The 23,962-nt window shown below is 31.0% G+C and carries 21 protein-coding genes; 15 read left to right on the top strand and 6 right to left on the bottom strand.

Annotation, left to right across the window (positions count from 1 at the left end; genetic code table 11):
- Positions 1 to 76: 76 nt before the first annotated feature.
- From ABMY20_RS11565 to ABMY20_RS11515, 11 genes are all read left to right on the top strand, one after another.
- Positions 77 to 1,066 (top strand): AAA family ATPase, encoded by a 990-nt coding sequence (locus tag ABMY20_RS11565; protein WP_047788275.1) that lies wholly within the window; start codon positions 77 to 79, stop codon positions 1,064 to 1,066.
- A gap of 75 nt (positions 1,067 to 1,141) precedes the next feature.
- The gene (locus ABMY20_RS11560) at positions 1,142 to 2,008 is read left to right on the top strand and encodes a DUF58 domain-containing protein (protein ID WP_173359296.1); all 867 of its coding nucleotides are present in this window, start codon (positions 1,142 to 1,144) and stop codon (positions 2,006 to 2,008) included.
- 9 nt (positions 2,009 to 2,017) lie between these two features.
- Complete coding sequence (locus ABMY20_RS11555; RefSeq protein ID WP_173359295.1) at positions 2,018 to 2,935, top strand: hypothetical protein; 918 nt, start codon at positions 2,018 to 2,020, stop codon at positions 2,933 to 2,935.
- On the top strand, positions 2,922 to 3,929 hold the full coding sequence (locus tag ABMY20_RS11550) for a VWA domain-containing protein (RefSeq protein ID WP_047788272.1): 1,008 nt from the start codon (positions 2,922 to 2,924) through the stop codon (positions 3,927 to 3,929). Before ABMY20_RS11555 ends, ABMY20_RS11550 begins: the two co-directional genes overlap by 14 nt.
- Before the next feature lie 5 nt (positions 3,930 to 3,934).
- Positions 3,935 to 4,972, top strand: coding sequence for a VWA domain-containing protein (locus ABMY20_RS11545; protein ID WP_172644826.1), 1,038 nt, complete (start codon positions 3,935 to 3,937; stop codon positions 4,970 to 4,972).
- A gap of 8 nt (positions 4,973 to 4,980) precedes the next feature.
- A complete protein-coding gene (locus ABMY20_RS11540) occupies positions 4,981 to 5,805 on the top strand; it encodes a tetratricopeptide repeat protein (protein ID WP_047788270.1) in 825 nt (274 codons plus the stop codon).
- A 51-nt stretch (positions 5,806 to 5,856) separates the two neighbouring features.
- A complete protein-coding gene (locus ABMY20_RS11535) occupies positions 5,857 to 7,620 on the top strand; it encodes a BatD family protein (RefSeq protein WP_073182500.1) in 1,764 nt (587 codons plus the stop codon).
- Positions 7,620 to 8,372 (top strand): CDC27 family protein, encoded by a 753-nt coding sequence (locus ABMY20_RS11530; protein ID WP_253055466.1) that lies wholly within the window; start codon positions 7,620 to 7,622, stop codon positions 8,370 to 8,372. The genes ABMY20_RS11535 and ABMY20_RS11530 overlap by 1 nt, the downstream gene beginning before the upstream one ends.
- A 54-nt stretch (positions 8,373 to 8,426) precedes the next feature.
- The gene (locus ABMY20_RS11525; protein ID WP_253055467.1) at positions 8,427 to 8,726 is read left to right on the top strand and encodes a hypothetical protein; all 300 of its coding nucleotides are present in this window, start codon (positions 8,427 to 8,429) and stop codon (positions 8,724 to 8,726) included.
- A 183-nt stretch (positions 8,727 to 8,909) separates the two neighbouring features.
- Complete coding sequence (locus ABMY20_RS11520) at positions 8,910 to 10,490, top strand: SulP family inorganic anion transporter (protein WP_047788266.1); 1,581 nt, start codon at positions 8,910 to 8,912, stop codon at positions 10,488 to 10,490.
- Between the two features lie 55 nt (positions 10,491 to 10,545).
- Positions 10,546 to 11,175: a carbonic anhydrase family protein gene (locus ABMY20_RS11515; RefSeq protein WP_159610825.1), complete on the top strand. Its 630-nt coding sequence runs from the start codon at positions 10,546 to 10,548 to the stop codon at positions 11,173 to 11,175.
- A gap of 280 nt (positions 11,176 to 11,455) precedes the next feature.
- Here the strand turns inward: ABMY20_RS11515 and ABMY20_RS11510 are convergent, their stop codons facing one another.
- Complete coding sequence (locus ABMY20_RS11510) at positions 11,456 to 13,756, bottom strand: M20/M25/M40 family metallo-hydrolase (protein ID WP_349265346.1); 2,301 nt, start codon at positions 13,754 to 13,756, stop codon at positions 11,456 to 11,458.
- Between the two features lie 100 nt (positions 13,757 to 13,856).
- Here ABMY20_RS11510 and ABMY20_RS11505 point away from each other — a divergent pair, with 100 nt between their 5' ends.
- Positions 13,857 to 14,324 carry a CBS domain-containing protein gene (locus ABMY20_RS11505; protein WP_159610817.1) on the top strand — a complete coding sequence of 156 codons (468 nt, stop codon included), beginning with the start codon at positions 13,857 to 13,859 and terminating at the stop codon, positions 14,322 to 14,324.
- Here the strand turns inward: ABMY20_RS11505 and ABMY20_RS11500 are convergent, their stop codons facing one another.
- Positions 14,325 to 14,675, bottom strand: a complete 351-nt coding sequence (locus tag ABMY20_RS11500; protein ID WP_073182750.1) for a hypothetical protein — start codon at positions 14,673 to 14,675, stop codon at positions 14,325 to 14,327.
- Positions 14,665 to 15,207 (bottom strand): GNAT family N-acetyltransferase, encoded by a 543-nt coding sequence (locus tag ABMY20_RS11495; RefSeq protein WP_349265345.1) that lies wholly within the window; start codon positions 15,205 to 15,207, stop codon positions 14,665 to 14,667. Before ABMY20_RS11495 ends, ABMY20_RS11500 begins: the two co-directional genes overlap by 11 nt.
- Before the next feature lie 167 nt (positions 15,208 to 15,374).
- Here ABMY20_RS11495 and ssb point away from each other — a divergent pair, with 167 nt between their 5' ends.
- The 3 genes from ssb to ABMY20_RS11480 all read left to right on the top strand — a co-directional run bounded on the left by ssb (position 15,375) and on the right by ABMY20_RS11480 (position 19,577).
- On the top strand, positions 15,375 to 15,710 hold the full coding sequence (gene ssb / locus ABMY20_RS11490) for a single-stranded DNA-binding protein (protein WP_349265344.1): 336 nt from the start codon (positions 15,375 to 15,377) through the stop codon (positions 15,708 to 15,710).
- Between the two features lie 180 nt (positions 15,711 to 15,890).
- Positions 15,891 to 16,622 (top strand): energy transducer TonB, encoded by a 732-nt coding sequence (locus tag ABMY20_RS11485; protein WP_073182492.1) that lies wholly within the window; start codon positions 15,891 to 15,893, stop codon positions 16,620 to 16,622.
- Positions 16,623 to 16,640: 18 nt separating this feature from the next.
- Entirely contained in the window at positions 16,641 to 19,577 is a 2,937-nt protein-coding gene (locus tag ABMY20_RS11480; protein WP_349265343.1) for a TonB-dependent receptor plug domain-containing protein, read from the top strand.
- 57 nt (positions 19,578 to 19,634) lie between these two features.
- On the opposite strand, the gene ABMY20_RS11475 is transcribed toward ABMY20_RS11480, so the two are convergent.
- From ABMY20_RS11475 to ABMY20_RS11465, 3 genes are all read right to left on the bottom strand, one after another.
- Positions 19,635 to 21,758 carry a Tex family protein gene (locus tag ABMY20_RS11475; RefSeq protein ID WP_349265342.1) on the bottom strand — a complete coding sequence of 708 codons (2,124 nt, stop codon included), beginning with the start codon at positions 21,756 to 21,758 and terminating at the stop codon, positions 19,635 to 19,637.
- A 263-nt stretch (positions 21,759 to 22,021) separates the two neighbouring features.
- Positions 22,022 to 23,449 (bottom strand): pyruvate kinase, encoded by a 1,428-nt coding sequence (gene pyk, locus ABMY20_RS11470; protein ID WP_239178438.1) that lies wholly within the window; start codon positions 23,447 to 23,449, stop codon positions 22,022 to 22,024.
- A gap of 3 nt (positions 23,450 to 23,452) precedes the next feature.
- Positions 23,453 to 23,923 carry an IPExxxVDY family protein gene (locus ABMY20_RS11465; protein WP_047788248.1) on the bottom strand — a complete coding sequence of 157 codons (471 nt, stop codon included), beginning with the start codon at positions 23,921 to 23,923 and terminating at the stop codon, positions 23,453 to 23,455.
- Positions 23,924 to 23,962 lie beyond the last annotated feature (39 nt).

Below are 23,962 nucleotides of genomic sequence, written 5' to 3'. Positions count from 1 at the left end.
AACCAACTTTTAACAACTAAAAAAACACTATTATTGTAGCTTTGTTTCATAAAAATTCTAATTTATTTCAATTACTATGGATATAGACGTAAGAGCCATCAATGAAAAAATAGAAAGAGAAAGTGCTTTTGTAGACTTGTTAACTACAGAAATGAACAAAGTAATTGTAGGTCAGAAATACATGATTGAACGATTACTCATCGGTCTTTTAGGAAATGGACATATTTTATTAGAAGGTGTACCTGGTTTAGCAAAAACCTTAGCTATTAACACACTTTCTAAAGCTGTTGACGGAAGTTTTAGTCGCGTTCAATTTACTCCAGATTTATTACCTGCCGATGTAGTAGGTACTATGATATACAATGTAAAAGAAAACGATTTTTCTATTAAAAAAGGACCAATTTTTGCCAATTTTGTACTAGCCGATGAGATTAACCGTGCTCCTGCTAAAGTACAGTCTGCCTTACTAGAAGCTATGCAAGAGCGTCAAATTACCATTGGAGATGAAACTTTTAAATTGGATGAACCATTCTTGGTAATGGCTACTCAAAACCCGGTAGAACAAGAAGGAACATACCCACTTCCTGAGGCACAAGTAGACCGTTTTATGCTAAAAACTGTAATTGATTATCCAAAATTACAAGACGAACAACTTATTATGCGTCAAAACTTAAACGGTGGCTTTCAAAAAGTAAATCCTGTAATTTCAATAGAACAAATCATTAAAGCTCGTAATGTAGTTAACGAAGTTTATATGGATGAAAAAATAGAAAAATACATCTTGGATATTATTTTCGCAACTCGTTACCCTGAAAAATATAATTTAGAAAAATTAAAACCTCTTATTAGCTTTGGATCTTCTCCACGTGGTAGTATTGCATTGGCTAAAGCTGCAAAATGCTACGCCTTTATTAAACGAAGAGGATATGTGATTCCTGAAGATGTTCGAGCAGTCGTAAACGATGTGTTACGTCATAGAATTGGTATTACTTACGAAGCTGAAGCTGAAAATATTACTTCAATAGATATTATTAACTCTATTATTAACGAAGTACAAGTGCCTTAATCAATTATCAATGAGCAATTATCAGCCAAAAATACTTTACTGATTATTGATAACTGTTAACTGACAATTGAAAACATGGATACAAAAGAGTTACTAAAAAAAGTTCGAAAAATAGAAATAAAGACACGTAGGTTGTCTAATCATATTTTTGGAGGAGAATACCACTCTACCTTTAAAGGTAGAGGTATGACTTTCTCTGAAGTACGTCAATATCAATACGGAGATGATATTAGAGCAATTGACTGGAATGTAACTGCTCGCTATAACGAACCCTATGTAAAAGTTTTTGAGGAAGAGCGTGAGCTTACCATGATGTTGGTAGTCGATATTTCTGGCTCTGAATTTTTTGGTACTTCTGAACAATTTAAAAAAGATACCGTAACAGAAATTGCCGCAACACTAGCCTTTTCTGCAATTCAAAACAACGATAAAGTTGGTTTAATCCTGTTCTCTGATCAAGTTGAACTATACATTCCTCCTAAAAAAGGAAAAAGTCACGTATTACGAATTATTCGTGAGCTTATTGAATTTCAACCAAAAAGTAGACAAACCAATATTAGTGAAGCTCTCAAATTTTTATCCAACATCATGAAAAAGAAAGCAATTGTTTTTATGCTTTCTGACTTTATGGATGATAATTACGAGCGTACACTAAAAATTGTTGGTAATAAACATGATGTTACTGGTATTCGTGTATATGACAAACATGATGAAGAAATTCCTAATTTAGGAATGGTTCCTATGATAGATGCTGAAACAGGAAAAACACAGCTAGTTAACACTAGTTCTAAATCTGTTAGAACTCATTACAGGGCAAATGCTTTACGTTTGTCTAATTATTTTGAAACCACTTTTACCAAGAGTGGTGCAGGAACTATCAACACTAGAGTTGACGAAAGTTATGTACGAAAGCTATTAGGTTATTTTAAACGAAAAGGATAAGAACAAACAATGAAACACAAACTACTTTACATATGCTTGTTTTTAACTTCTTTTGCCTTTGCACAACAACCTCAGGTAAAAGCAGAAATTGACACCACAAATATTAGAATTGGTGAGCAGTTTCTATATAAAATATCTGTTGACGAAACTGAGAATGTTATCATTCCAAAACTAGAAAACTTAAAAGGATTGGAAGTTATTGATACATTAAAAATTGACACTATTGAAAACAAGCTCATTCGAAAATACATTTTAACAGGGTTTGATAGTGGTGCATTTTACATTCCTCAACAACAAATATTTATTAGAAATCAAGCTTATTTAACCGATAGTTTATTGGTTAATGTAGCTACTGTCCCTATCGACACTACGAAGGTTAAAAAGTTTCCAATTAAGGGAATTAAAGGAGAACCTTATCAGCTTGATGATTTCAAACAATACATTTGGTGGATCATAATAGCTATTCTTGTCATAGTGTTATTACTTTATTTCTTTGTTTTCAAAAAGAAAAAAGAACAAGAAGAAAAAGTTATTATCCCTTTATTACCTCCTTATGAAGAAGCTATGCAAAAACTGGAGGAACTGGACAAAAAACTATTATGGCAAAATAATCAGGTTAAAAAATATTATAGTGAATTAACAGACATTGTAAGAGGTTATATTGAACGAGAGCTACATGTTCCAGCCCTGGAAAGCACTACTGATGAATTAATTGACGTTTTAAAAGACTTCAATGACACAAAGTCAATAGAAACTTCGAGAGAAATTATTGATAAATTAAAAGGTCTTTTACAAGAATCTGACCTAGTAAAATTTGCGAAATCAAAACCTTTATCTCACGAAATAGAGGAAGACCGAAAAGACGCAAAGCTTATTATAGATAATTTAAAACCTAAAAAACAAGAAGAAGATGATGAAGTGGAATAATTTCGAGTTTCATAGTCCCGAGTTTTTATGGTTGCTAGTATTAATTCCTTTATTAGCTTTTTGGAGTTTTTATACTCGAAAAAAAAATGGTGCTCAACTTAGAATGCCAAGTACTAAAGGTTTTAAAATACAAGGCTCTATTTTACCCAAACTCAAACCCATACTGCCACTCTTAAGACTACTGGCATTAACCTGCTTAATAGTTGCTTTAGCACGCCCTAGAAATGTAGCTGTTAGTAAGAAAACAAAAACAAATAGAGGTATTGATATCGTAATGGCTGTTGATGTTTCGGCTAGTATGCTAGCAAAAGACCTTAAACCAAACCGATTAGAGGCCTTAAAAAGAGTAGCTACCGATTTTATAAACCGACGCCCTAATGATCGTATTGGTATCGTAGTATATGCAGGAGAAAGTTTTACACAAACTCCAATTACCAGTGATAAATCTATTGTAAAAAGAACAATTTCAGAAATTAAATGGGGACAGTTAGAAGGAGGAACTGCTATTGGAATGGGCCTAGGTTCTGCTGTTAATAGACTAAAAGATAGTAAAGCCAAAAGTAAAGTTATTATCTTATTGACAGACGGTGTAAACAATGCTGGTTTTGTTGATCCTAAAACAGCTACTGATTTAGCAAAAGGAAACGGAATTAAGGTTTATACTATCGGAATTGGAACTAACGGAATGGCTCCTTTTCCATGGGCTAAAGACCCAAGAACAGGAAAAATTTCATTTAAAAATCAACCTGTTGAAATTGACGAAGATTTGCTAAAGCACATTGCCAGCGAAACTAGTGGTAAATATTTTAGAGCAACTAATAACACCAAGTTAAAAGAAATTTATGACGAGATTGACAAGTTAGAAAAAACTAAAATCGAAGAGTTCAAGTATTATAATTACTCTGAAAAATATCGTTTTTTAGTTTTCTTAGCAGGGATATTTTTACTTTTAGAATTCACCCTAAAAAACACGTTATTTAAAAGTTTTATTTAAGCAAGATGTACAAACTAGAAGAACCAATATATTTTTATCTTTTTGCAATTATTCCTGTAATAATTGTGGTTTTCCTATTAGTTTTATGGTGGAAAAAACGAACTCAAAAAAAGTTTGCTAACCCGTTGCTTTTATCTAAAATAGCACCAAATACATCAACCTTTAAATCGGTACTAAAACTTGTTTTCTTTTTGGTAGGATTATCATTTTTAATTCTATCATTAGTTAATCCTAAAATGGGAACAAAACTAAAAACCGTGAAAAGAGAAGGTGTTGATGTGGTGTTTGCTTTAGACGTTTCTAAAAGTATGTTAGCAGAAGATATTGCACCTAATAGATTAGAAAAAGCAAAACAAATTATATCTAAAACTATTGACAAGTTAGGAAGTGATAGAGTTGGTATTATTATCTATGCAGGTAATGCATATCCCCTACTCCCTATTACTACCGACCATGCTGCAGCAAAAATGTTTTTGCAAAATGCAAACCCAGACATGGTTTCAAGTCAAGGTACAGCCATTAATGAAGCTTTAAATTTGGCAAATACTTATTATGATAACGACGAACAAACAAATCGTTTTTTAATAATTATTTCAGATGGTGAAGATCATCAAGAAGAAACTAAACAAGTTGCCCAAAACATCGCTAACGAAGGTGTTAAAGTATATACCGTAGGTGTAGGAACCGAAAAAGGAGGTCCAATACCTATCAAATTAAATGGCGCGCTTATTGGTTATAAAAAAGACAGAATGGGAGAAACAGTAATTACCCAAAGAAAACCTGATGTTTTACAAGGAATTGCTGATGCTTCTGACGGACAATATTTTGATGGTAATAAAACTGAAAATCCAGTAGAAGCCATTGAGAAGATTATTGGAAACGCACAAAAAAATGAATTTGAAACAAAACAGTTTTCTGATTATAAAGACCAATTTCAATGGTTTGTAGGTATTGGACTATTGTTTTTGATTCTAGATATGTTTTTGTTTGATAAGAAAACCAAATGGTTGAAGAAAGTAGATTTATTTAACGAAGAATCTTAATATGTAGTATGAAAAGTTTACAAAATTTAATATTCATTATAGTCCTTACTGTTTCTACGGCGGTCAATGCACAGCAAGACACACTTAAACTACAACGTGAAGCACGTGCTTTGTTACGAGAAGGAAACAAGTTATACAATAAACAAAAGTTTAGTGATGCTGCTATTGCTTACCGGAAAGCTTTAGGTAAGAATAGTAAGTATGAAAAAGCAAGTTATAATTTTGGTAATACTTTATACCAAGAAAAGAAATACAAAGAAGCTGTAGAACAGTTTAAAGTAACCACTGAAACTTCAAAAGACAAGATGGCTCAGGCTGAAGCATATCATAACATTGGTAACGCAATGATGGAGCAAAAACAGTATGAACAAGCAGTTGAAGCTTTTAAAAATTCCTTACGTAGAAACCCAAATGACGATGAAACACGTTATAATTTAGCTGTTGCTCAAAAAGAAGCTAAAAAGCAACAACAAAATCAAAAAGATAACAAGGATAAAAATAAAGACGAAAAAAATAAAGATCAGAAAGATCAGCAGAAAAAAAACGACAAAGACAAACAAAACGATAAAAATAAAGATCAAAAAGGAGACGATAAGGATAAAAAAGATGATCAAAAAGATCAGAAAAATGACGATCAAAAAGATCAACAAAAACCTAATCAAGACCAAAAAGACAAACAAAATCAAAAACCTAAACCTCAACAAGGTAAGATGACTCCTGAACAAATGAAACAATTGTTAGAGAGTTTAAACAATGAGGAAAACAAGACGCAGAAAAAAATGAATGCGAAAAAATCAAAAGGAAGAAAAGTAAAACAAGAAAAAGACTGGTAATTTTACAGTTTTTAAAATCTTATTTATTTTTAGACAATTTTGAAAATTAACATGAAGTTAAAAATATACATATCGTTATTAGTTAGTTTTATAACATTTACCATTCATGCACAAGATGCTGCATTAACGGCCACCGTTAGTAAAAATAAGTTAGGTGTAAACCAACGATTACGTATTGAGTTTTCAATAAACAAACAAGGAGCCGATAATTTCAAAGCACCAAGCTTCACAAACTTTAAAATAGTTGGTGGTCCTAGTCAATCAGTAAGTCAATCTTGGATTAACGGTAAGGTTTCCTTTAATCAATCATACACTTACATTTTACAACCTAAGAGAAAAGGAGAATTTAACATTCCTTCTGCGAGTATTGAAATTGATGGAAAGACACTCACCTCTAACCCTATAAAAGTTATCGTTCTAGATGCTGTAGACATCCCTAAAAACCCGAACGATCCTAATTACATTGCAGAACAGAACATTCATTTAGTTGCTGAAGTTTCCAAATCTCAACCTTATGTTGGTGAAGGTATTTATGTAGAATATCGATTATATTTTAGCGATAATGTTGGAATTTACGATAATGCCATAACAGAAGCTCCACAATACAATGGTTTCTGGAACCAAGAAATTAAACGTAACGGAATGCCTGTTAAAACTGGAACATACAATGGAGAGCAATATCGTTATGCTGTATTACACAAAGCTTTATTAATTCCAACAACATCTGGTAAGCTAACAATAGACCCTATGAAGATGGATATTGTTGTAGCAGTTCCTACTGGAAGAGCTGACTTTTTTGGAAACGTAATTACACGTCAAGTCCGTAAAGAATTCTCTTCTGCTAAGAAAATAGTTAATGCTCAGGCCTTACCTATGAATAACAAACCAAAAGACTTTACTGGTGCTGTTGGTCAGTTTTCATTCGATGTTTCTTTAAGCAAGAATACCTTAAAGGCTAACGAATCATCGCAAATTAAGGTTTCTGTGAAAGGAAAAGGAAATTTAAAACTTTTTGAACTCCCAAAAATTGAAACCCCTAAAGAACTAGAGGTTTATCAACCAGAAAGAAAAGAAAGCGTTCGTATTACTGGAACAGGACTATCTGGATCCATTACAGATAATTACACTGTTGTTCCGGAATTCAAAGGAAAATATAGAATTCCAAAAACTAGCTTTTCTTACTTTAACCCAAAAGAAAAAGTGTATCAAACCATCACTACAGATGATTTATATGTTGATGTTTTGGAAGGAAAAGAAATTCCGACAGATTCAGATACTAATGCAGTTGCTAAACAAGACGTAAAAGTTACGGGTAGCGATTTCAGATACATCCAAACATCTACTAACTTACAACCTATAAAAACTGAAGATTTCTTTAAATCTACATTATTTTATATTCTTTTGTTGCTTCCTATTTTAACAATTCCTATTGGAATTATTATTCAGAAAAAGAGAGAGGAACGTAATAGTGATGTGCTAGGAAACAAGCTACGAAAGGCTGACAAACTCGCCAAGAAATACTTATCGGAAGCACAAAAACAATTAGGAAATAAAGAAGCTTTTTATGAAGCCTTAGAAAGAGCTTTACATAATTACTTGAAGGCTAAACTAGGCGTAGAAACTTCTGATATAAGTCGTGAAAAAATTACTGATTTATTAGCTAATAAAAATGTTAGCAAAGAAACTATTAGCAACTTTATTGAAGTATTTAACAATTGTGATTTTGCTAGATATACTCCAATTACCAATACACAAATGAAGGAAGAATATGAAAAAGCAAAACAAGTAATAACGCAATTAGACAGACAGTTATAATGAGAAATTTAGTTATATATTTATTCTTATTTGTGTCAATTAGTATGTTGGCACAAAATGCCAATGATTTATTTTTAAGTGCTAATTCTTTATATAAAGAAGGAAAGTACGAAGAAGCTATTAAATTATATGAGCAAATAGAAAATGAAAACCTAGCTTCATCTGAAGTTTATTACAACTTAGCTAACTGTTACTATAAACTCAATAAAATAGCTCCTACTATTTATAATTACGAAAAAGCATTACAGTTAAACCCTTTAAACGAGGATGCAAAAAACAACTTAGTTATAGCAAAACGTTTAACTCTTGATAGAGTTGAGGCATTGCCAAAATCAGTATTTCAGAAGCTCAATGAAAACTATTTACAAAAGTTTACTTATAATACGTGGGCTGTAATTACTATTGTATTTTCTTTTATGGCTTCTATTTTATTTTTACTGTTTTATTTTTCCTATACTCCAAGTAAAAAAAGAACCTACTTTACAACTAGTATTATCTCATTTCTACTTTTAACATCCTCTTTAGCTATAACATACATTCAATATAACCAAGCCCAAAACAATATTGAGGCCATTATTTATAGCGAAGAAGTTTCTGTTAAAAATGAACCTACTAATAATTCTAATGAGATTTTTACACTACACGAAGGAACTAAAGTTAATATATTAGACTCTGTAGATAATTGGAAAAAATTAAAGTTAACTGACGGTAAAATTGGATGGGTAAAAACTAAAACTTTAAAAGAACTATAACATTTTTCTTCAAAAATTTAATTACTTTTACCAGTGAACAAATAAAAAAGTATCTTGAAATCCAAAATAGCCATCTTTTTCATCGTCTTATTCACAGGCATAATTATTACGCCCTCGATTATTACGTTAGTTGATAAAGATCAAGATATTACTATTTTTTTAAATCTTAGCGAAGAAGAAGAAAATACTAAACACGTTAAAGTAGCTGAATTAAAAGCTCATCCTAACGAAGACTACACTTCTTTTTTATATAAGAAAATTCAAAAAAAGAAAAACGTTCGTTTTCTGTCTAAAAACTACGTTTCACAATATCCAAAAATTCTTACCCCTCCTCCAGAATTACTTATTGCATAATAACACAGGTAAATCACATCATATAAGGTGATTAGCTAAAAAAATGAAAAATATTTCAATGTACAGTAATAGTACTATTACTTTCCTTGATATATTTTAAGTTTCTATTGCTAATAAATCAATCATTTTTAAAATTAAAACACACTCTAAAATTTTATTTAGAGTTTAACAAACACATATATCATGTTTAAAACTATTAAAAGCGACTTGCCCGCAAGTATTGTCGTATTCTTTGTTGCCTTACCTTTATGTTTAGGTATTGCTTTGGCTAGTGGAGCTCCTCTTTTTTCTGGTGTAATTGCAGGAATTGTAGGAGGTATTGTAGTAGGTGCCTTGAGTGGCTCTAAAATAGGAGTTAGCGGTCCTGCAGCTGGTTTAGCTGCTATTGTATTAACTGCTATTGGTAATTTAGGTGGTTATGAAAACTTCTTAGTTGCAGTTGTACTAGGTGGAATTATCCAAATTCTTTTTGGTATTCTTAAGGCTGGTGTAATTGGCTATTATTTTCCATCATCTGTAATTAAAGGAATGCTTACTGGTATTGGTATTATTATTATCTTAAAGCAAATTCCTCATTTTTTCGGATATGACGCTGAACCAGAAGGTGCTGATAGTTTTATTGAACCTTCAGGAGAGAATACTTTTTCAGCTCTTTTAAGTATTACTGACAATATCACTATAGGATCAATGATTATTGGTTTTATTGGATTAGCAATATTAATTCTCTGGGATAGAGTTTTAAGTAAAAAAGGGAAAATATTTCAGTTAATTCAAGGACCATTAGTAGCAGTTGTTATGGGAATTGTCTTTTTTACTCTAACACAAGGAAATGAAACATTGGCAATACAAGCATCTCATTTAGTAAGCGTACCTATTCCTGAAAGTTTTGATTCTTTCTTAGGGCAATTTACCTTTCCTAATTTTAGTGCTATTGCCAACTACGAAGTTTGGGTAACCGCATTTACAATTGCACTAGTAGCCAGTTTAGAAACGCTACTTTGTGTTGAAGCTACTGACAAATTAGATCCTGAAAAAAATGTAACCCCAACAAACAGAGAATTACTAGCACAGGGAACAGGAAATATTTTATCTGGTATAATTGGAGGGCTACCTATTACTCAAGTAATTGTAAGAAGTTCTGCAAATATTCAATCAGGAGGTAAATCTAAAATGTCTGCGATTATACATGGTTTCTTCTTATTAATTTCAGTAATACTAATACCTACTTTATTAAATAAAATTCCATTATCTGTATTAGCAGCTATATTATTAGTAGTAGGTTATAAATTAGCCAAACCAAGTTTATTTAAGCAAATGTTTATTTTAGGATGGAAACAGTTCATTCCTTTTATTGTAACAGTTTTAGGTATTGTTTTTACTGATTTACTTACAGGAATTTCTTTAGGATTAGCTGTCGGTGTTTTTGTTATTTTGATAAAAAGTTACCAAAACTCTCACTTCTTACATATTGAGGATAAAAGCAACGGAATACACAAGATAAAAATGACACTTGCAGAAGAGGTTACTTTCTTTAACAAAGGAGCTATTTTAAAAGAATTAGATAGCTTACCTGAAAACACTCATTTAGAATTAGATGTAAGAAAAACTAGATACTTAGATAACGACATTATCGAAATTTTAGAAGACTTTGCTTTTAAAGCTAAAGAAAGAAATATTAATATTAAACTTATTTCAGAACGTGGTATTGTAGAAAACCCAGAAAGTTTTATTAAGTTTTTTAAACTTAGGCCAAAAGCAGCATAAACTTTTTAACTTCGTAAATTCTTAAAACGACATAAATAATCTTATAAAAAATATAATGAAAGCACATACTAAAGAAACACAAGCCACTATGACACCTGAAAAGTCATTACAATATTTAAAAGAAGGAAACTTAAGATTTCAAAATAACTTAAAAGCTAATCGTAATTTATTAGAGCAAGTCAACGATACTAGAGAAGGGCAATTTCCTTTTGCTACTATTTTAAGTTGTATTGATTCTAGAGTTTCAGCCGAATTAGTTTTTGATCAAGGTTTAGGTGATATTTTTAGCGCAAGAATTGCCGGTAATTTTGTAAACGAAGATATTTTAGGTAGTATGGAGTTTGCTTGTAAATTAGCTGGCACAAAATTAATCGTTGTGTTAGGACATACTAGTTGTGGGGCTGTTAAAGGAGCTTGTGACAATGCTCAGTTAGGTAACTTAACCAACATGTTAGGTAAAATTAAACCTGCTGTTGAAGCTGTCACTGAACCTAAAGACGAAAGCTTAAGAAACTCATCTAATATAGAGTTTGTAAATAACGTTGCCGAAAAGAATGTACATTTAACTATCGACCGAATTTTAAACGAAAGTGAAGTTTTAGCTGAAATGCATAACAACGGTGAAATCATGATTGTTGGAGCTATGTACGACATTAAAGATGGGGCTGTTACTTTTTTTGAATAAAGAACACCAATTTTAAATTATATTATAAAGAGAATCTAAACTTAGTTTTAGGTTCTCTTTTTTCATTAATGAATTTATTTAGAATTAATTAAAACAAATTGTTTACAAATAAATATCACTTTAAAATTTTAATTAAAAAACAAAACACTAAGAAAACTTACAAAAAAGACCTTGACGTTTTTACAAAAACATCAAGGTGTTTTTCAAAAAAGGTATAAGTCTTTTATAACTACCCTAAAAACAATGCTTTTTTAGATAGCGTAAGAAAACTTTTATTGGTTTATAATTTAAGTTTTCGAGTACAAATAATCGCATCGTTAACCACAAAAGGCATTGGCATCATTATTTCACTTCTAGGTCGTATAGTAAACTTAGGATGCGATAATAAATCATTAGATATTTCATTAATTAGAATATCAGGTTGGGTGTTTTTATCAATTGTAAAAGAAATAGTCAAATCTTTATCAGTATTTGCCATTTGATAAATTAATAGCGTTCCTTTATCGGCTGTAAAAGCTTTTCCTTTATCGTACAAAGTTCCGTTAACAGTAAAATTAGTTAACTCTATTTGAGTATTTGTATACAACTCATATTTATCAATGTTTCGCGTAGGCGTAATTGTGAATGAAACATTTCGAAAATTATTATTAGTTGTATCTTGATTAATTTTAATATTAGAAATACGAATGTTTTTATTTTCTGCTTTTTTATAATAGTTAAAAGAAGTATTGTATTTACTTTTTCCAGCCATTAAATCGGCACCACCTTGTTTAGATTCATCGTTAAAATATTGTTTCGTGTATCCATCTAATGTTTTATTATGACTAGCCCAATACGAGGTGTTAGTGTCAGAATTTTGAATAAAAACTAAGCTATTAGGCTTTTTCTTTTCTATTGAAAAACCACTATCAAAAGTTGCATAACCAAAAAATAATAACGCAAGAAAACCAGTTAATGTTTGCCATCCGTTTTTAGTTTTTTCCTGATAAAAAACAGGAAGCATCAACCCGAAAAGAAACACTAAAAGTATGGCTGAAATAAATAATGTTTTTAAACCTAGCGCTACAGGAAATAACTGAATCATAGGAGCAATCATATAAATTGTAGGAATAGATATAATTGCAAATAATGCAGCTCTAGATGCTTTGTTAATATTCATAAACAGTAATATTGCTAAAATGAATAAAGAAGCAAAAACAGGAATAATAAAGAAACCCGCTCCTGGTAAATTCATGTAAATTATAACATTTATAACCAATCCAAAAGTTATGGGAGCAATTAGTAAATTGATAGCTTTGGCTTCTTTTAGCTTATTATATACCTTAAAAAGAATCCAAAGATTTAAAAGAACAAAAGCAATAATGTATTTATATCCGTTATAAGTAAAACCATGAAGTATATCTGTATATTGTGGATGGATAATCAACAATAATTGCCATAATCCGTATGAAATAGCGATGCACAATACTAAAGATACTAGATAAGGAATAAAACCTTTTAAAAGACCTATTACAGTCATCTTCTTCTTGTATATACCTACTACAACCAGTACTATAAATAACAAAAAGGCAATGATTAGCATTGGCAGCACCCAAGAAAACGGGTACGTTAGTAACTTAGTAAAAGGAAAGTTTACATAAATGTAATCAGTGTCACTGTTTAAGTTCGTTAAATCAGCATTTGCAAAATAGTTTAACGAAGTGGTAAAATAATCTGCTTGATGTAAGAGTGTTTCTCTATTTAATCTTTCGTAGGAATCTTGTTCGGTGTGATAGTCAAAATGATCATCAATAAAAGCAAAATTAAACCCGTTAATATTCCCTTTTTCTCTAAAAACAGTTAAATCCGTATCGTTAGGAAGCTTTTTATATACACCATACATTAAAGAGTTGGCAGCTGGATAATTTGGGTTTGCATTTAAAAACTCAGTTAATAACGTTTTGTTTTTCCCGTTAGTCTCCATCAACATATAACTAGAACCACCGCTACCACGAGCTTCAAAATTTAGCACTAACCCAACATCTTTTGCCCAAGGATGATTTTCAACAAAAGCTTGTGCGCCTAAAAGTCCTAATTCTTCAGCATCTGAAAAAAGTATGATAATATCGTTTTTAGGCGTCTTATTTGCGGCTAGGTAAGCTCTTATACCTTCTAAAATAGTTACTACGCCAGAGCCAGCGTCACTTGCTCCTAGTGATGAGTGAGGGTTGGAATCGTAATGGGTTAACAGCAATAAAGCTTTGCCGTTTTCGGTTCCTTTAATTTTAGCAATAATATTTTCTGTAGTAGTTGCTGCCCTCCATTTTTTATTAATAGCAGTTTGATATTGAATTTCAGGTTCTAAATTCAGTTTTTGTAACTCTTGAACTAGATAATTTTGTACATTTTTGTGTTCTTCAGAACCTGTATGATGCGGTTTTTGAGAGATGCTTTTTAAATGATAGAGTGCATTATCTATTGAAAACTCAGTAGCACTAATTTCTTTTTTTGAAGAAGTTGCACTTGGAAGTATAGTGTAAAAACTCCAGTAAACGGTTAAAATAATAATGAGAACTGCCAGGTAATTTCTTGATGATTTCATAGTAGGACTTTAGTATTTATAAAAGTAAGTAATTTATTTTTTAAGAAGAAAAAACATAATCAATTAAAAATCAGTATATTTAATAGCAAATTTTAAGATTATGGCAATTAAAAGTTTTCAAGGAAAGAGATCGAGTACACCACAAGAAGAGAAGGTGCCAATGCTAGTATCAGATTATATGAGCACAAAGTTAATTACATTTAAAGAAGAACAACCTATTGAAGATGCGATAGATATACTTATTAAGCATAAAATATCGGGAGGACCTGTTGTTAATGAAAAAAATGAATTGGTAGGAATTATTTCAGAAGGTGATTGTATAAAACAAATATCAGAAAGCAGGTATTATAACTCACCAACAGGTAAGAACAACACAGTTGGAAAAGCCATGGTGAAAGAAGTTGAAACGATTGATGGTAATATGAATATTTTAGATGCTGCCAATAAATTTTTAAAATCACGTAGAAGACGTTTCCCTATTGTTCAAAATGGTAAGCTAGCAGGACAAATCAGTCAAAAAGATGTGCTTATTGCAGCCATGAAATTAAAAGGAAACACATGGAAATAATTAATCTTGTTTTACCAATAAATAAATTTCATTATCCAACTCTAAATATCCTTGATCATATACATAAAAATAGGTGTTACCTGTTTTTGTTGTATAAAGAGATGTAATAAACTTAAAGTCAAAACCTCTATCAAATAATTTACGACGGGTTACTTTAGTTTTACCAGAAGTATTTAATTCGGAAAGAATTTTATAGTTTTTTCGTAAGCGGTTGTTGGTGTTTCGTATCAGGTTTTTACTTTCTTTATTAACTTTATTATTAAAGGCGTTTCGGCAGTAATCGGAACAGAATTTTTTATCAATTCTTCCAATTACTTTCTCACCACACTCTAAACATTTTTTATTTTCCATAATCTGATTTTTTAAGTTCGTACCAGTTAACATCTACACCCTTATAACCAAACTGGTTTATAAACTGTAATCCTATTTTTTGTAGAATTTTGTTAGAACCAATATTTTCTACATCAGCTGCACCATAAATAATATCATAATTCATTTCTTTAAAGCCGAAGTCTAAACAAGCAAAAGCAGATTCGGAAGCATAACCTTTACCCCAAAAACGCGGAATAAAACGATAACCAATATCAATAAAATTAGTAAAACCATTTAATGCTTCTTTTTCTCCCGTGTTGAGTTTTAATCCAGACCATCCTATGAATTCTCCTGATGCTTTTTCAAAAGCGGCAAACCTACCAATACCCCTTTCTTTATATTGTTCTTCAAAAAAGGTTATAATGTCTTCAGCTTGTTTGTAAGTTGTTATAGGATTCTTTCCTAAATATTTATGCACTTCAGGACTAGAATCTAACTCAAAAACCCCTTCTGTTTCACTTTCTCTAAACTCTCTTAAAATTAAGCGTTCGGTTTCTAAATAAAATTTCATGCTAAATGTTTGTTTTCAAAGGTATAAAATATAATTAAACGATTACATTCAATTACAAACGAAAACAAATGTTTACTAATCGTTTTTAATTTGCATGCTGTATCATCTTTGCAGAGTCAATTCGTTTGAATGGCAAATTCTTAACTATTTAACATTAAAAAAATATTATGAACGCACTAAAAAACAGAGTACAGTTAATAGGTAATTTAGGAAACACTCCAGAAATCATCACTTTAGATTCTGGAAAGAAACTAGCAAAATTTGCTATTGCAACTAATGAGGCTTATAAAAATGCACAAGGAGAAAAGATAACCGATACCCAATGGCATAATATTGTTGCTTGGAATAAAACAGCAGAAATAATAGAAAAATACCTAGAAAAAGGAAAAGAAGTAATGATTGAAGGTAGATTGACTTCTCGCTCTTTTGAAGATAAAGAAGGTAATAAACGTTATATAACAGAAGTAGTTTGTAATGAATTATTAATGTTAGGGAGCAAGTAAAACGACTAAAACATTGATAATCAATATCAAAAAAAATAAAGGTAAATGTAGCTATTTTTTTTAAAAAAATGCTTAATAATATTTTTAAAACATGTAATTTTGCCGGCCGTTCCCCCGATGATATCTAATTCGTAAGAATACTCTTAATCCTTATTATTTTAATAATATATAATTATTTATATGAGAAAGTATTTTTTAGTGATTTTTTTGTTGTCATCTTTAAGTTTTTATGCTCAAAAAGAAGTGTGTGAATCTCCAGATGATTCTTTTATGGATGTAAATAGTATAACAAAGTGTACTATAGAACCTGTAAAAAACTCAAAGAAAAAGGCAGATAGACAAATTAAAGTTAAAATATCAGCAAGCAAAAGATATCTTAAAAAAAGAGTCCTTAAAAAAAAGGCACAAGCTATAAATTCAGTTAGTACTTTAAATGTTAACGAGGTTTCAACTACACAACCTGTAGATATTGAAAATAAAAACCTAACATCAGGGTATGAAAATAATTTAACAAGAATAACAGAAATGTTATCTAAAGAAGAGTTATCAAAAGCAACTAAACTTTATTATACAGAAAAAATACCTTCTTTTGATAAATGTAAAAATACCAAGAAAAAAGAGAGACTTGATTGTTTTAATTTAGAGATGGTTAATCACATTAATAAACATTTTCGCTATCCAGGAGAAGCTGTAAGAAACCAAATTCAAGGAGAAGTTTGGATTCGTTTCGTTATAGATAGAGATGGTTATGTAACAAATATTAAAACTTTAGGCCCTGACGGAGGAGAAATTCTTAATGAAGAAGCAAAACGAGTGGTATCTATGCTACCTCGCTTCGAACCAGGGAAAAATAATGGAAAACGTGTACCTGTAAAATATGGTTTTCCAATAAACTTTTCATTAGAAGAATAAAAATCAATTAAATTTAAAATGTTAAAAAAACAATTAGTAATGATTGTTTTTACCTTGGCTATGCTATCAAGTTATGCTCAGGTAAAAATATCAGGTTCTGTGTATGATGAATATTTAGAACCGTTTTACAATGCAAAAATTTCAAATGGAGAAACATTTGTTGTTTCAGATGAAGAAGGAAATTTCTCAATCGTTTTACCGAGCAATACGTTACCTCAAACAATAACAATTTCTGCTTTTGGGTTTAATACAGAAGAGGTTTCAATTGTTTCTTTCGAGAAAAAAGTAAATGTTGTTTTAAAAGAAAACTTGTTATTAGACCAAGTCGTTATATCAGCTTCTAGAACACCAGAAAAAATTATTGAATCTCCTGTTACCATAGAAAGATTAGGGTTAACCGATATTAAAAAGAGTAGCTCAAATTCATTTTATGATGCCTTGGTAAACTTAAAAGGTGTTGATGCTAGAGAAATTAGTTATGGATACAAATCTATAAACACTAGAGGATTTGCTGATTTTAATAATTCAAGGTTTGTTCAGTTAGTAGATGGTATGGATACAGCAGCACCAGCTTTAAATACTAGTGCTGGTAATTTATCTGGTGTATCAGAACTAGACATTTTAAGTGTAGAGATACTACCAGGAGCATCTTCAGCATTATATGGTGCCAATGCTTATAATGGTATTATGATAATGGATACCAAAAATCCTTTTAATCATACAGGAATAAGTGTTTTAGCAAAAGGAGGAATGACCAGTCAAGAAGCAGCAGGAAACAGTCCTTTTTATGATGTAAGTACTCGAATGGCCTATAAGTTTAGTGATGCTTTCGCTGCAAAAGTAAACTTCTCTTATTTTGAAGCAGAAGAATGGCATGCTACCGACAATAGAAACAAAAGAATTGACACCAACGAAATTATTAATGGAAGTTTTGATGCTCCTTTAAGCTTAGATTATGATGGTGTAAATATGTATGGAGATGAAGATTTTGCTGATTTAGCTAGCTCAACTCCTGTGCTTGTATATTTAGGGTATTTAGATGCTTCATCACTAGATGAAGATTCTACATTAAACTTCCCTGTAGGAACACATATTAGTAGAAAAGGGTATTCAGAAAGAGAATTAGTTAAAGATTACAAATCTAAAAACTTAAAATTTTCAACCTCTTTACATTATAGACCCTTTAAAGATGAATCATTAGAAATTCAATTGGCTACAAGAATAGCAATGGGAGATAATATGTTTCAAGGAGCTGCTTCAAGGTTTGCGCAACGTAACTATTATATTGGACAATCTAAATTAGAAATAAAAGGAGATAATTTCTTTGTAAGAGGTTATTATACACGTAATGACGCTGGTGATACTTACGATTTAACAAGAACAGCTCAAAGACTAAATTCTTTAGCTGATGCTAAGATTCCTGTTTTATCTGGTACAACTTACAGACCAAGCTGGGGAGATTATTATGCAATACAGTATATGGATTTAGTTAATAATAACTCATCTTTAATAGGAGCTTCAGGTAATCCTTTTAATGTAAGTGATGTTGATTCAAGAGTTATAGCAATGTCTAGAGAATTTGCAGATCAATATAGGTTAAACCCAGGTACTGCTGAATTTACTAATGGGTTTAATTCAATTACATCAACCTTAATAACTGAAGGAGGTAGTAAAATTTACGATAAAAGTGCTTATGCGCATGTAGATGCAAACTACAACTTTAGAAGCTTACTTAATGATTGGGCAGATGTTCAAGTAGGAGGTTCTTATAGAAACTATAATCCAGAATCAAAAGGAACAATATTTAATGATGCTAACGAAGAAATTAGTATTGAAGAATATGGTTTTTATACTCAACTTCAAAAGAAATTTTTAAATGACAGATTAAAGTTTACAGGTTCTATCCGTTACGATAAATCTGAGAATTTTTCTCCAAACTATTCTCCAAGATTAGCGCTTAATTATGCTTTAGGAGAAGAAAAACTACATATAATTAGGGCATCTTATCAAACAGGTTTTAGAAACCCAACAATTCAAGAACAATATATGTTTTTGCCTTCTGCAAGAAAAACTACTATAGGTTCTACAGCAGATAACCTAAGAAGAATAGGCATCCCTACTGTTAGTAGATATGAAGATCCTACTACGGGTAATACTGTAACAGAAAATTCTATTACGACAGGAGATGATATAATTAATAATGCTTTATTAACAAGGTCTGTATATGATTTAGATTTTATTAACGATAAAGGACAAAATATTAAATCTGATTATAAAGAGATACAACCAGAAGAGGTAAAAACATTTGAATTAGGTTATAGAAGCCTTTTAAACATTAATGATACTAATTTAGATATAGATTTTAACGCTTTTTATAGTATCCATAATGACTTTGTATTCTTTCAAGATGTAGTAGTGCCTAATATTGGAAATGTTATAGCAACAGGACAATTAGACCCTTTAGCTGCTGAAGCAGTTAGAACGGGAAGTGTAACAGAGTTTAACTTAATAACCAATGCTAAATCTAAGATAAACTCTTATGGTGTGGGTATAGGGCTTAACACAAAGCTATTTAGAAACTTTAATATAGGTGCAAATTATAACTTCACAGATTTTGAAATGAAAGAAGATTTAGATTTTGGATCTTTTGAACCTAACTTTAACACACCAAAACATAGTGTTAAAATCCAGTTTGGTAATGAAAAGCTTTTCAAAAATTTTGGATTTAACATCAATGCACGATGGAGAGATAAATACAGATGGGTGTCTACTTTTGTAAAGGGAGATGTAAAAGCAAGAACTGTTTTAGATGCACAATTAAATTATCGTGTACCTAGTTTAAAATCGAAGTTTAAAATAGGTGGAACAAATTTATTTGGAGAAGAATATCAACATGCTCCTGGTTTAGGAAACATAGGTAGTTTGTATTATCTTTCTTGGATTATTAATAACTAAAATAATAGTATTTTACATACAAAAAACGAGCTAATTTAATTAGCTCGTTTTTTTTAGTTAAAAACTCATACTTAATTGAATACGTTTTCTTGTAATATCTACCTCCAATACCTTAACTTGAACGTGTTGATGTAAACTTACATGTTCGTTAACATCTTTTACAAAAGAATCAGAAAGGTTAGAAACATGTACCAAACCACTTTCTTTAATACCTATATCAACAAAGCAACCAAAATTTGTAATGTTATTTACAATTCCGGGTAGTACCATGCCTGTTTGTACATCATCTATTGTTTTAATATGTTCGTTAAAACTAAAAGCTTTGGCTTTTTCACGAGGGTCTAATCCTGGTTTTTCTAACTCTTTTACAATATCTTGTAGCGTAGGTAACCCGTAAGAATCGGTTACATATTGCTGGAGCTTAATTTGTTTTAAAACAGAAGAATTACCAATCAAATCATCTACTTTTTTACCAACGTCTTTGGCTATTTGTTTTACTAAAGCATAGCGCTCTGGATGTACAGCAGAATCATCTAGTGGATTATCGCTGTTTTTAATTCGTAGGAACCCAGCAGATTGCTCAAATGCTTTTCCTCCCAAACGAGGGACTTTCTTTATTGTTGTTCTATTGGAAAAAGCTCCATTTTCATTTCTGTAATTCACTATGTTTTCAGCCAATTTAGGGCCAATACCAGAAACATAACTTAACAGAGAAGCACTAGCAGTGTTAATGTTAACACCTACTTTGTTTACACAATGTTCTACTACAGTGTCTAATGATTTTTTTAGTTGTGTTTGGTCTACATCATGTTGATATTGCCCAACCCCAATCGATTTTGCTTCTATCTTTACCAGTTCAGCTAAAGGGTCAGCTAATCTACGACCGATTGAAACAGCTCCACGAACAGTTACATCATAATTAGGGAACTCATCTCGTGCAATTTTAGAAGCCGAATAAATAGAAGCACCAGCTTCACTTACAACAAATACTTCTACGGGATTTTTAAAATATACACTTTTTACCAATCGTTCAGTTTCTCTTGAAGCGGTTCCGTTACCTATAGCAATAGCTTCTATTTTATAAGCATTAGCTAAAGAGCTAAGTTTATTTATTGCTTCTTTTGATTGATGTTGAGGTGCGTGTGGAAAAATAGTTTCGTTATGTAATAAATCTCCTTGAGCACTTAAACAAACCACTTTACACCCTGTTCTAAATCCTGGATCAATAGCTAAAATTCGTTTTTCACCAAGAGGAGAGCCTAATAGTAATTGTTGAAGGTTTTTAGCAAATACCTTAATGGCACTTTCATCTGCCTTTTCTTTAGCTATAGACAAAGCTTCATTTGATAATGCAGGAAAAAGCAAACGCTTATAAGCATCAGCAATAGCTAATTCAATTTGTTCAGCACATTCGTTATGCGAACGAATAATTCTGTCTTCTATTTTTTGAATAGCTCGTTCATCATCAATACTAATTTTTACACGAATAAAACCTTCTTTTTCGGCGCGCAAAATAGCTAACAATCTATGTGAAGGAATGCGATTTAGATTTTCTTCCCAGTCAAAATAATCTTTAAATTTTTGAGCAGCTTCGTCTTCTTTTTTAGTTTTGACAACTTTAGTTGTAATGGTTGCAAAACGCTCTAATTGGTAACGAATGTTATTACGGACATCCGTTCGTTCGTTAATCCATTCAGAAATAATATGACGGGCACCTTCTAAAGCATCGTCTATTTGTTCTACTTCGTTCGAAAGGTATTTTGAAGCAGTAAATTCCAAATCGTTTACTCGCTGACTCATAATCATCTTCGCCAACGGTTCTAACCCGTTTTTACGAGCTGTTTCTGCTTTGGTTTTACGTTTCTTTTTATAAGGAAGGTATAAATCTTCTAGTGTAGTTAAGTCTTCTGTCTTTTCAATTTTTGCTTTTAACTCATTGGTTAAAACTTCTTGCTCTTCTAAAGCTTTTAAAATGGCTGCTTTCCGTTTCTCTATTGCTTCAAATTGTTCTTTAAGTTGTACTATATGGCCTATTTCAACTTCATCTAAATTACCTGTTTTTTCTTTTCGGTAACGGGATATAAAAGGAATGGTACAATCTTCATTTAATAATTCAATCGTATTTTGAATTGATTTTTGTGAGATTTGCGTACGAGAGGTTATATAGGAGATAAGTTGCATTGAAAATTATTTTAAATAAAAAACCTCGCATGAATAGCGAGGTTTCAAATATAGTAAAAGGTTAATTTATCTTGTGAATTTTCTTAGTTCATATGTATTAGATTTAACCCCATTCTTCTTATCATTGGTAAGAGTATAACTCCTAACTGAAAAATATATAAATCAATAACTGAATAAAAAAAATCAATTGTAGATCTTTCAAAATTTAAAACAAAAAGCCCAACTTTTAAAGTTGAGCTTTTGTATAATTTTATTGCCTTTATTTAGTCAATATGAGAAACACGTAATGTGTTTACCATACCTTTTGCTTTTACAGGCATTGATGATAAGTTTATCATAAAATCTCCTGTTTTTACATAGCCTTTTTCTTTAGCTATTTCGTTAATATCTTCAATAGTATCATCGGTACTTAGTTCTCTATCGTAAAAATAGGCTCTAACACCCCACAGAAGGTTTAACTTTCCTAAGATTCTTTTCTCAGATGAAAACGCTAGTACGTGTGATTTTGGTCTCCAAGCAGAAATTTGAAAAGCAGTATATCCACTATTAGTTAAAGTCGATATTGCTGCCGCATTAATATCATCTGCCATAAGAGCTGCATGATGGCATACAGATTTAGTTATAAATCTTTTGGTACGGATGTGAGGTGGCTCTTGCGGAACTTTTATTAAATCTGAAAATTCTACACTTCCAATAATTTCTGTCATTTTTTGAATAACTCTTATTGGGTGTTTTCCTACTGAAGTTTCCCCTGAAAGCATTACAGCATCTGCACCATCCATAATAGAGTTTGCTACATCATTTACCTCTGCTCTTGTTGGTACAGAGTTTTCAATCATGGTTTCCATCATTTGAGTAGCAATAATTACCGGAATTCTTGCTTGCTTAGCTCTACGGACTAACATTTTTTGAATTAATGGTACATCTTGCATTGGTACTTCAACTCCTAAATCACCACGCGCTACCATTAAACCGTCGCAATACGGGATTAAAGCATCTATATTTTCAACAGCTTCAGGTTTTTCTATTTTTGCTATTACAGGAACTCTATAACGTGATTTCTGTTTAATGATATCACGTAAAATACGTAAGTCTTCAGGTGTTCGTACAAATGAAAGAGCTATCCAATCTACTTCTTGCTCTAATGCGAAAACTACATCTTTTTTATCCTTTTCTGTTAAAGCTGGTAAAGAAATTTTAGTGTTTGGAAGATTAACTCCTTTTTTAGATTTTAATGCTCCTCCTACTATTACTTTGGTAATAACTTCATTTTCTTTATTTGTTGCTGTTACTTCAAACATCAGTTTACCATCATCAACTAAAATCTTCTCTCCTACTTTTACATCTTTTGGAAAATGCTGATAGGTCATAAAAGCTTTCTCTTGTGTTCCTTCACATTTTTCGGTGGTAAAAGTAAACGTATCACCTGCTTTTAATTCTACTCCCTCTTGCATTACACCAACTCTAAGCTTTGGCCCTTGTAAATCTGCTAATATTGCTACGTTATAACCTCTTTCATCATTTATTTCACGTATTTGACGTATGCGTTCTTTTACTACTTCATAATCGGCATGTGAAAAATTAATTCTAAAAACATTTACACCAGCTGCTGCCATATTGGCCAAAATTTCTTTTGTATTTGTTGCTGGTCCTAATGTTGCTACAATTTTTGTTTTCTTGTTGTGTGGCATATATTAAAAAATTAAAAAATCTTTCGATTTTAATGAGTCTACCTCTATTTCATAAGAGGTTATTATTTGAGGGATTTTTTTTATTATATCTATAATCTTTACAATTGAGTTATGATCAAAATCTCCTTCTAGTTTTAAGAAAAAGTCAACCTTCTTCTTTTCTGGTATCAAACGTGTAATTGAATCACTTTGATTAAAAAGGCTTATTGATTCTGCTTCAAGAGTTGACTTATATACATTTGCTATTAAAAACCAATCTTGATATAATTTCGTATTAGTATACTCATATATTGCATAAGATGATTGATTTCCTTTTGTAACAAAATCTAAATCATAAGTTGCTCTATTAAATTTAATTTGTAAAAATTTATTTAGTAAATACGCTAATTTATACTCACTTAGAGTTGTATGAATTCCAATTAATCTATAATTATAATTAGAAAACTCATTTATATTCACCTCGTAAATAGGCATAAAAACAATTATTTGCTTTTGCTAAATTAAGAAATGTAT

It is taken from the genome of Tenacibaculum sp. SSH1-16, assembly GCF_040104435.1.
Classification (GTDB): Bacteria; Bacteroidota; Bacteroidia; order Flavobacteriales; family Flavobacteriaceae; genus Polaribacter; species Polaribacter mesophilus.
This window is presented reverse-complemented; position numbering and strand designations above follow the sequence as displayed.

Coding starts and splice junctions, on each gene's coding strand:
- ABMY20_RS11565 (WP_047788275.1), top strand. CDS start 77: ATGGATATAGACGTAAGAGCCATCAATGAAAAAATAGAAAGAGAAAGT.
- ABMY20_RS11560 (WP_173359296.1), top strand. CDS start 1,142: ATGGATACAAAAGAGTTACTAAAAAAAGTTCGAAAAATAGAAATAAAG.
- ABMY20_RS11555 (WP_173359295.1), top strand. CDS start 2,018: ATGAAACACAAACTACTTTACATATGCTTGTTTTTAACTTCTTTTGCC.
- ABMY20_RS11550 (WP_047788272.1), top strand. CDS start 2,922: ATGAAGTGGAATAATTTCGAGTTTCATAGTCCCGAGTTTTTATGGTTG.
- ABMY20_RS11545 (WP_172644826.1), top strand. CDS start 3,935: ATGTACAAACTAGAAGAACCAATATATTTTTATCTTTTTGCAATTATT.
- ABMY20_RS11540 (WP_047788270.1), top strand. CDS start 4,981: ATGAAAAGTTTACAAAATTTAATATTCATTATAGTCCTTACTGTTTCT.
- ABMY20_RS11535 (WP_073182500.1), top strand. CDS start 5,857: ATGAAGTTAAAAATATACATATCGTTATTAGTTAGTTTTATAACATTT.
- ABMY20_RS11530 (WP_253055466.1), top strand. CDS start 7,620: ATGAGAAATTTAGTTATATATTTATTCTTATTTGTGTCAATTAGTATG.
- ABMY20_RS11520 (WP_047788266.1), top strand. CDS start 8,910: ATGTTTAAAACTATTAAAAGCGACTTGCCCGCAAGTATTGTCGTATTC.
- ABMY20_RS11515 (WP_159610825.1), top strand. CDS start 10,546: ATGAAAGCACATACTAAAGAAACACAAGCCACTATGACACCTGAAAAG.
- ABMY20_RS11510 (WP_349265346.1), bottom strand. CDS start 13,756: ATGAAATCATCAAGAAATTACCTGGCAGTTCTCATTATTATTTTAACC.
- ABMY20_RS11505 (WP_159610817.1), top strand. CDS start 13,857: ATGGCAATTAAAAGTTTTCAAGGAAAGAGATCGAGTACACCACAAGAA.
- ABMY20_RS11500 (WP_073182750.1), bottom strand. CDS start 14,675: ATGGAAAATAAAAAATGTTTAGAGTGTGGTGAGAAAGTAATTGGAAGA.
- ABMY20_RS11495 (WP_349265345.1), bottom strand. CDS start 15,207: ATGAAATTTTATTTAGAAACCGAACGCTTAATTTTAAGAGAGTTTAGA.
- ssb (WP_349265344.1), top strand. CDS start 15,375: ATGAACGCACTAAAAAACAGAGTACAGTTAATAGGTAATTTAGGAAAC.
- ABMY20_RS11485 (WP_073182492.1), top strand. CDS start 15,891: ATGAGAAAGTATTTTTTAGTGATTTTTTTGTTGTCATCTTTAAGTTTT.
- ABMY20_RS11480 (WP_349265343.1), top strand. CDS start 16,641: ATGTTAAAAAAACAATTAGTAATGATTGTTTTTACCTTGGCTATGCTA.
- ABMY20_RS11475 (WP_349265342.1), bottom strand. CDS start 21,758: ATGCAACTTATCTCCTATATAACCTCTCGTACGCAAATCTCACAAAAA.
- pyk (WP_239178438.1), bottom strand. CDS start 23,449: ATGCCACACAACAAGAAAACAAAAATTGTAGCAACATTAGGACCAGCA.
- ABMY20_RS11465 (WP_047788248.1), bottom strand. CDS start 23,923: ATGCCTATTTACGAGGTGAATATAAATGAGTTTTCTAATTATAATTAT.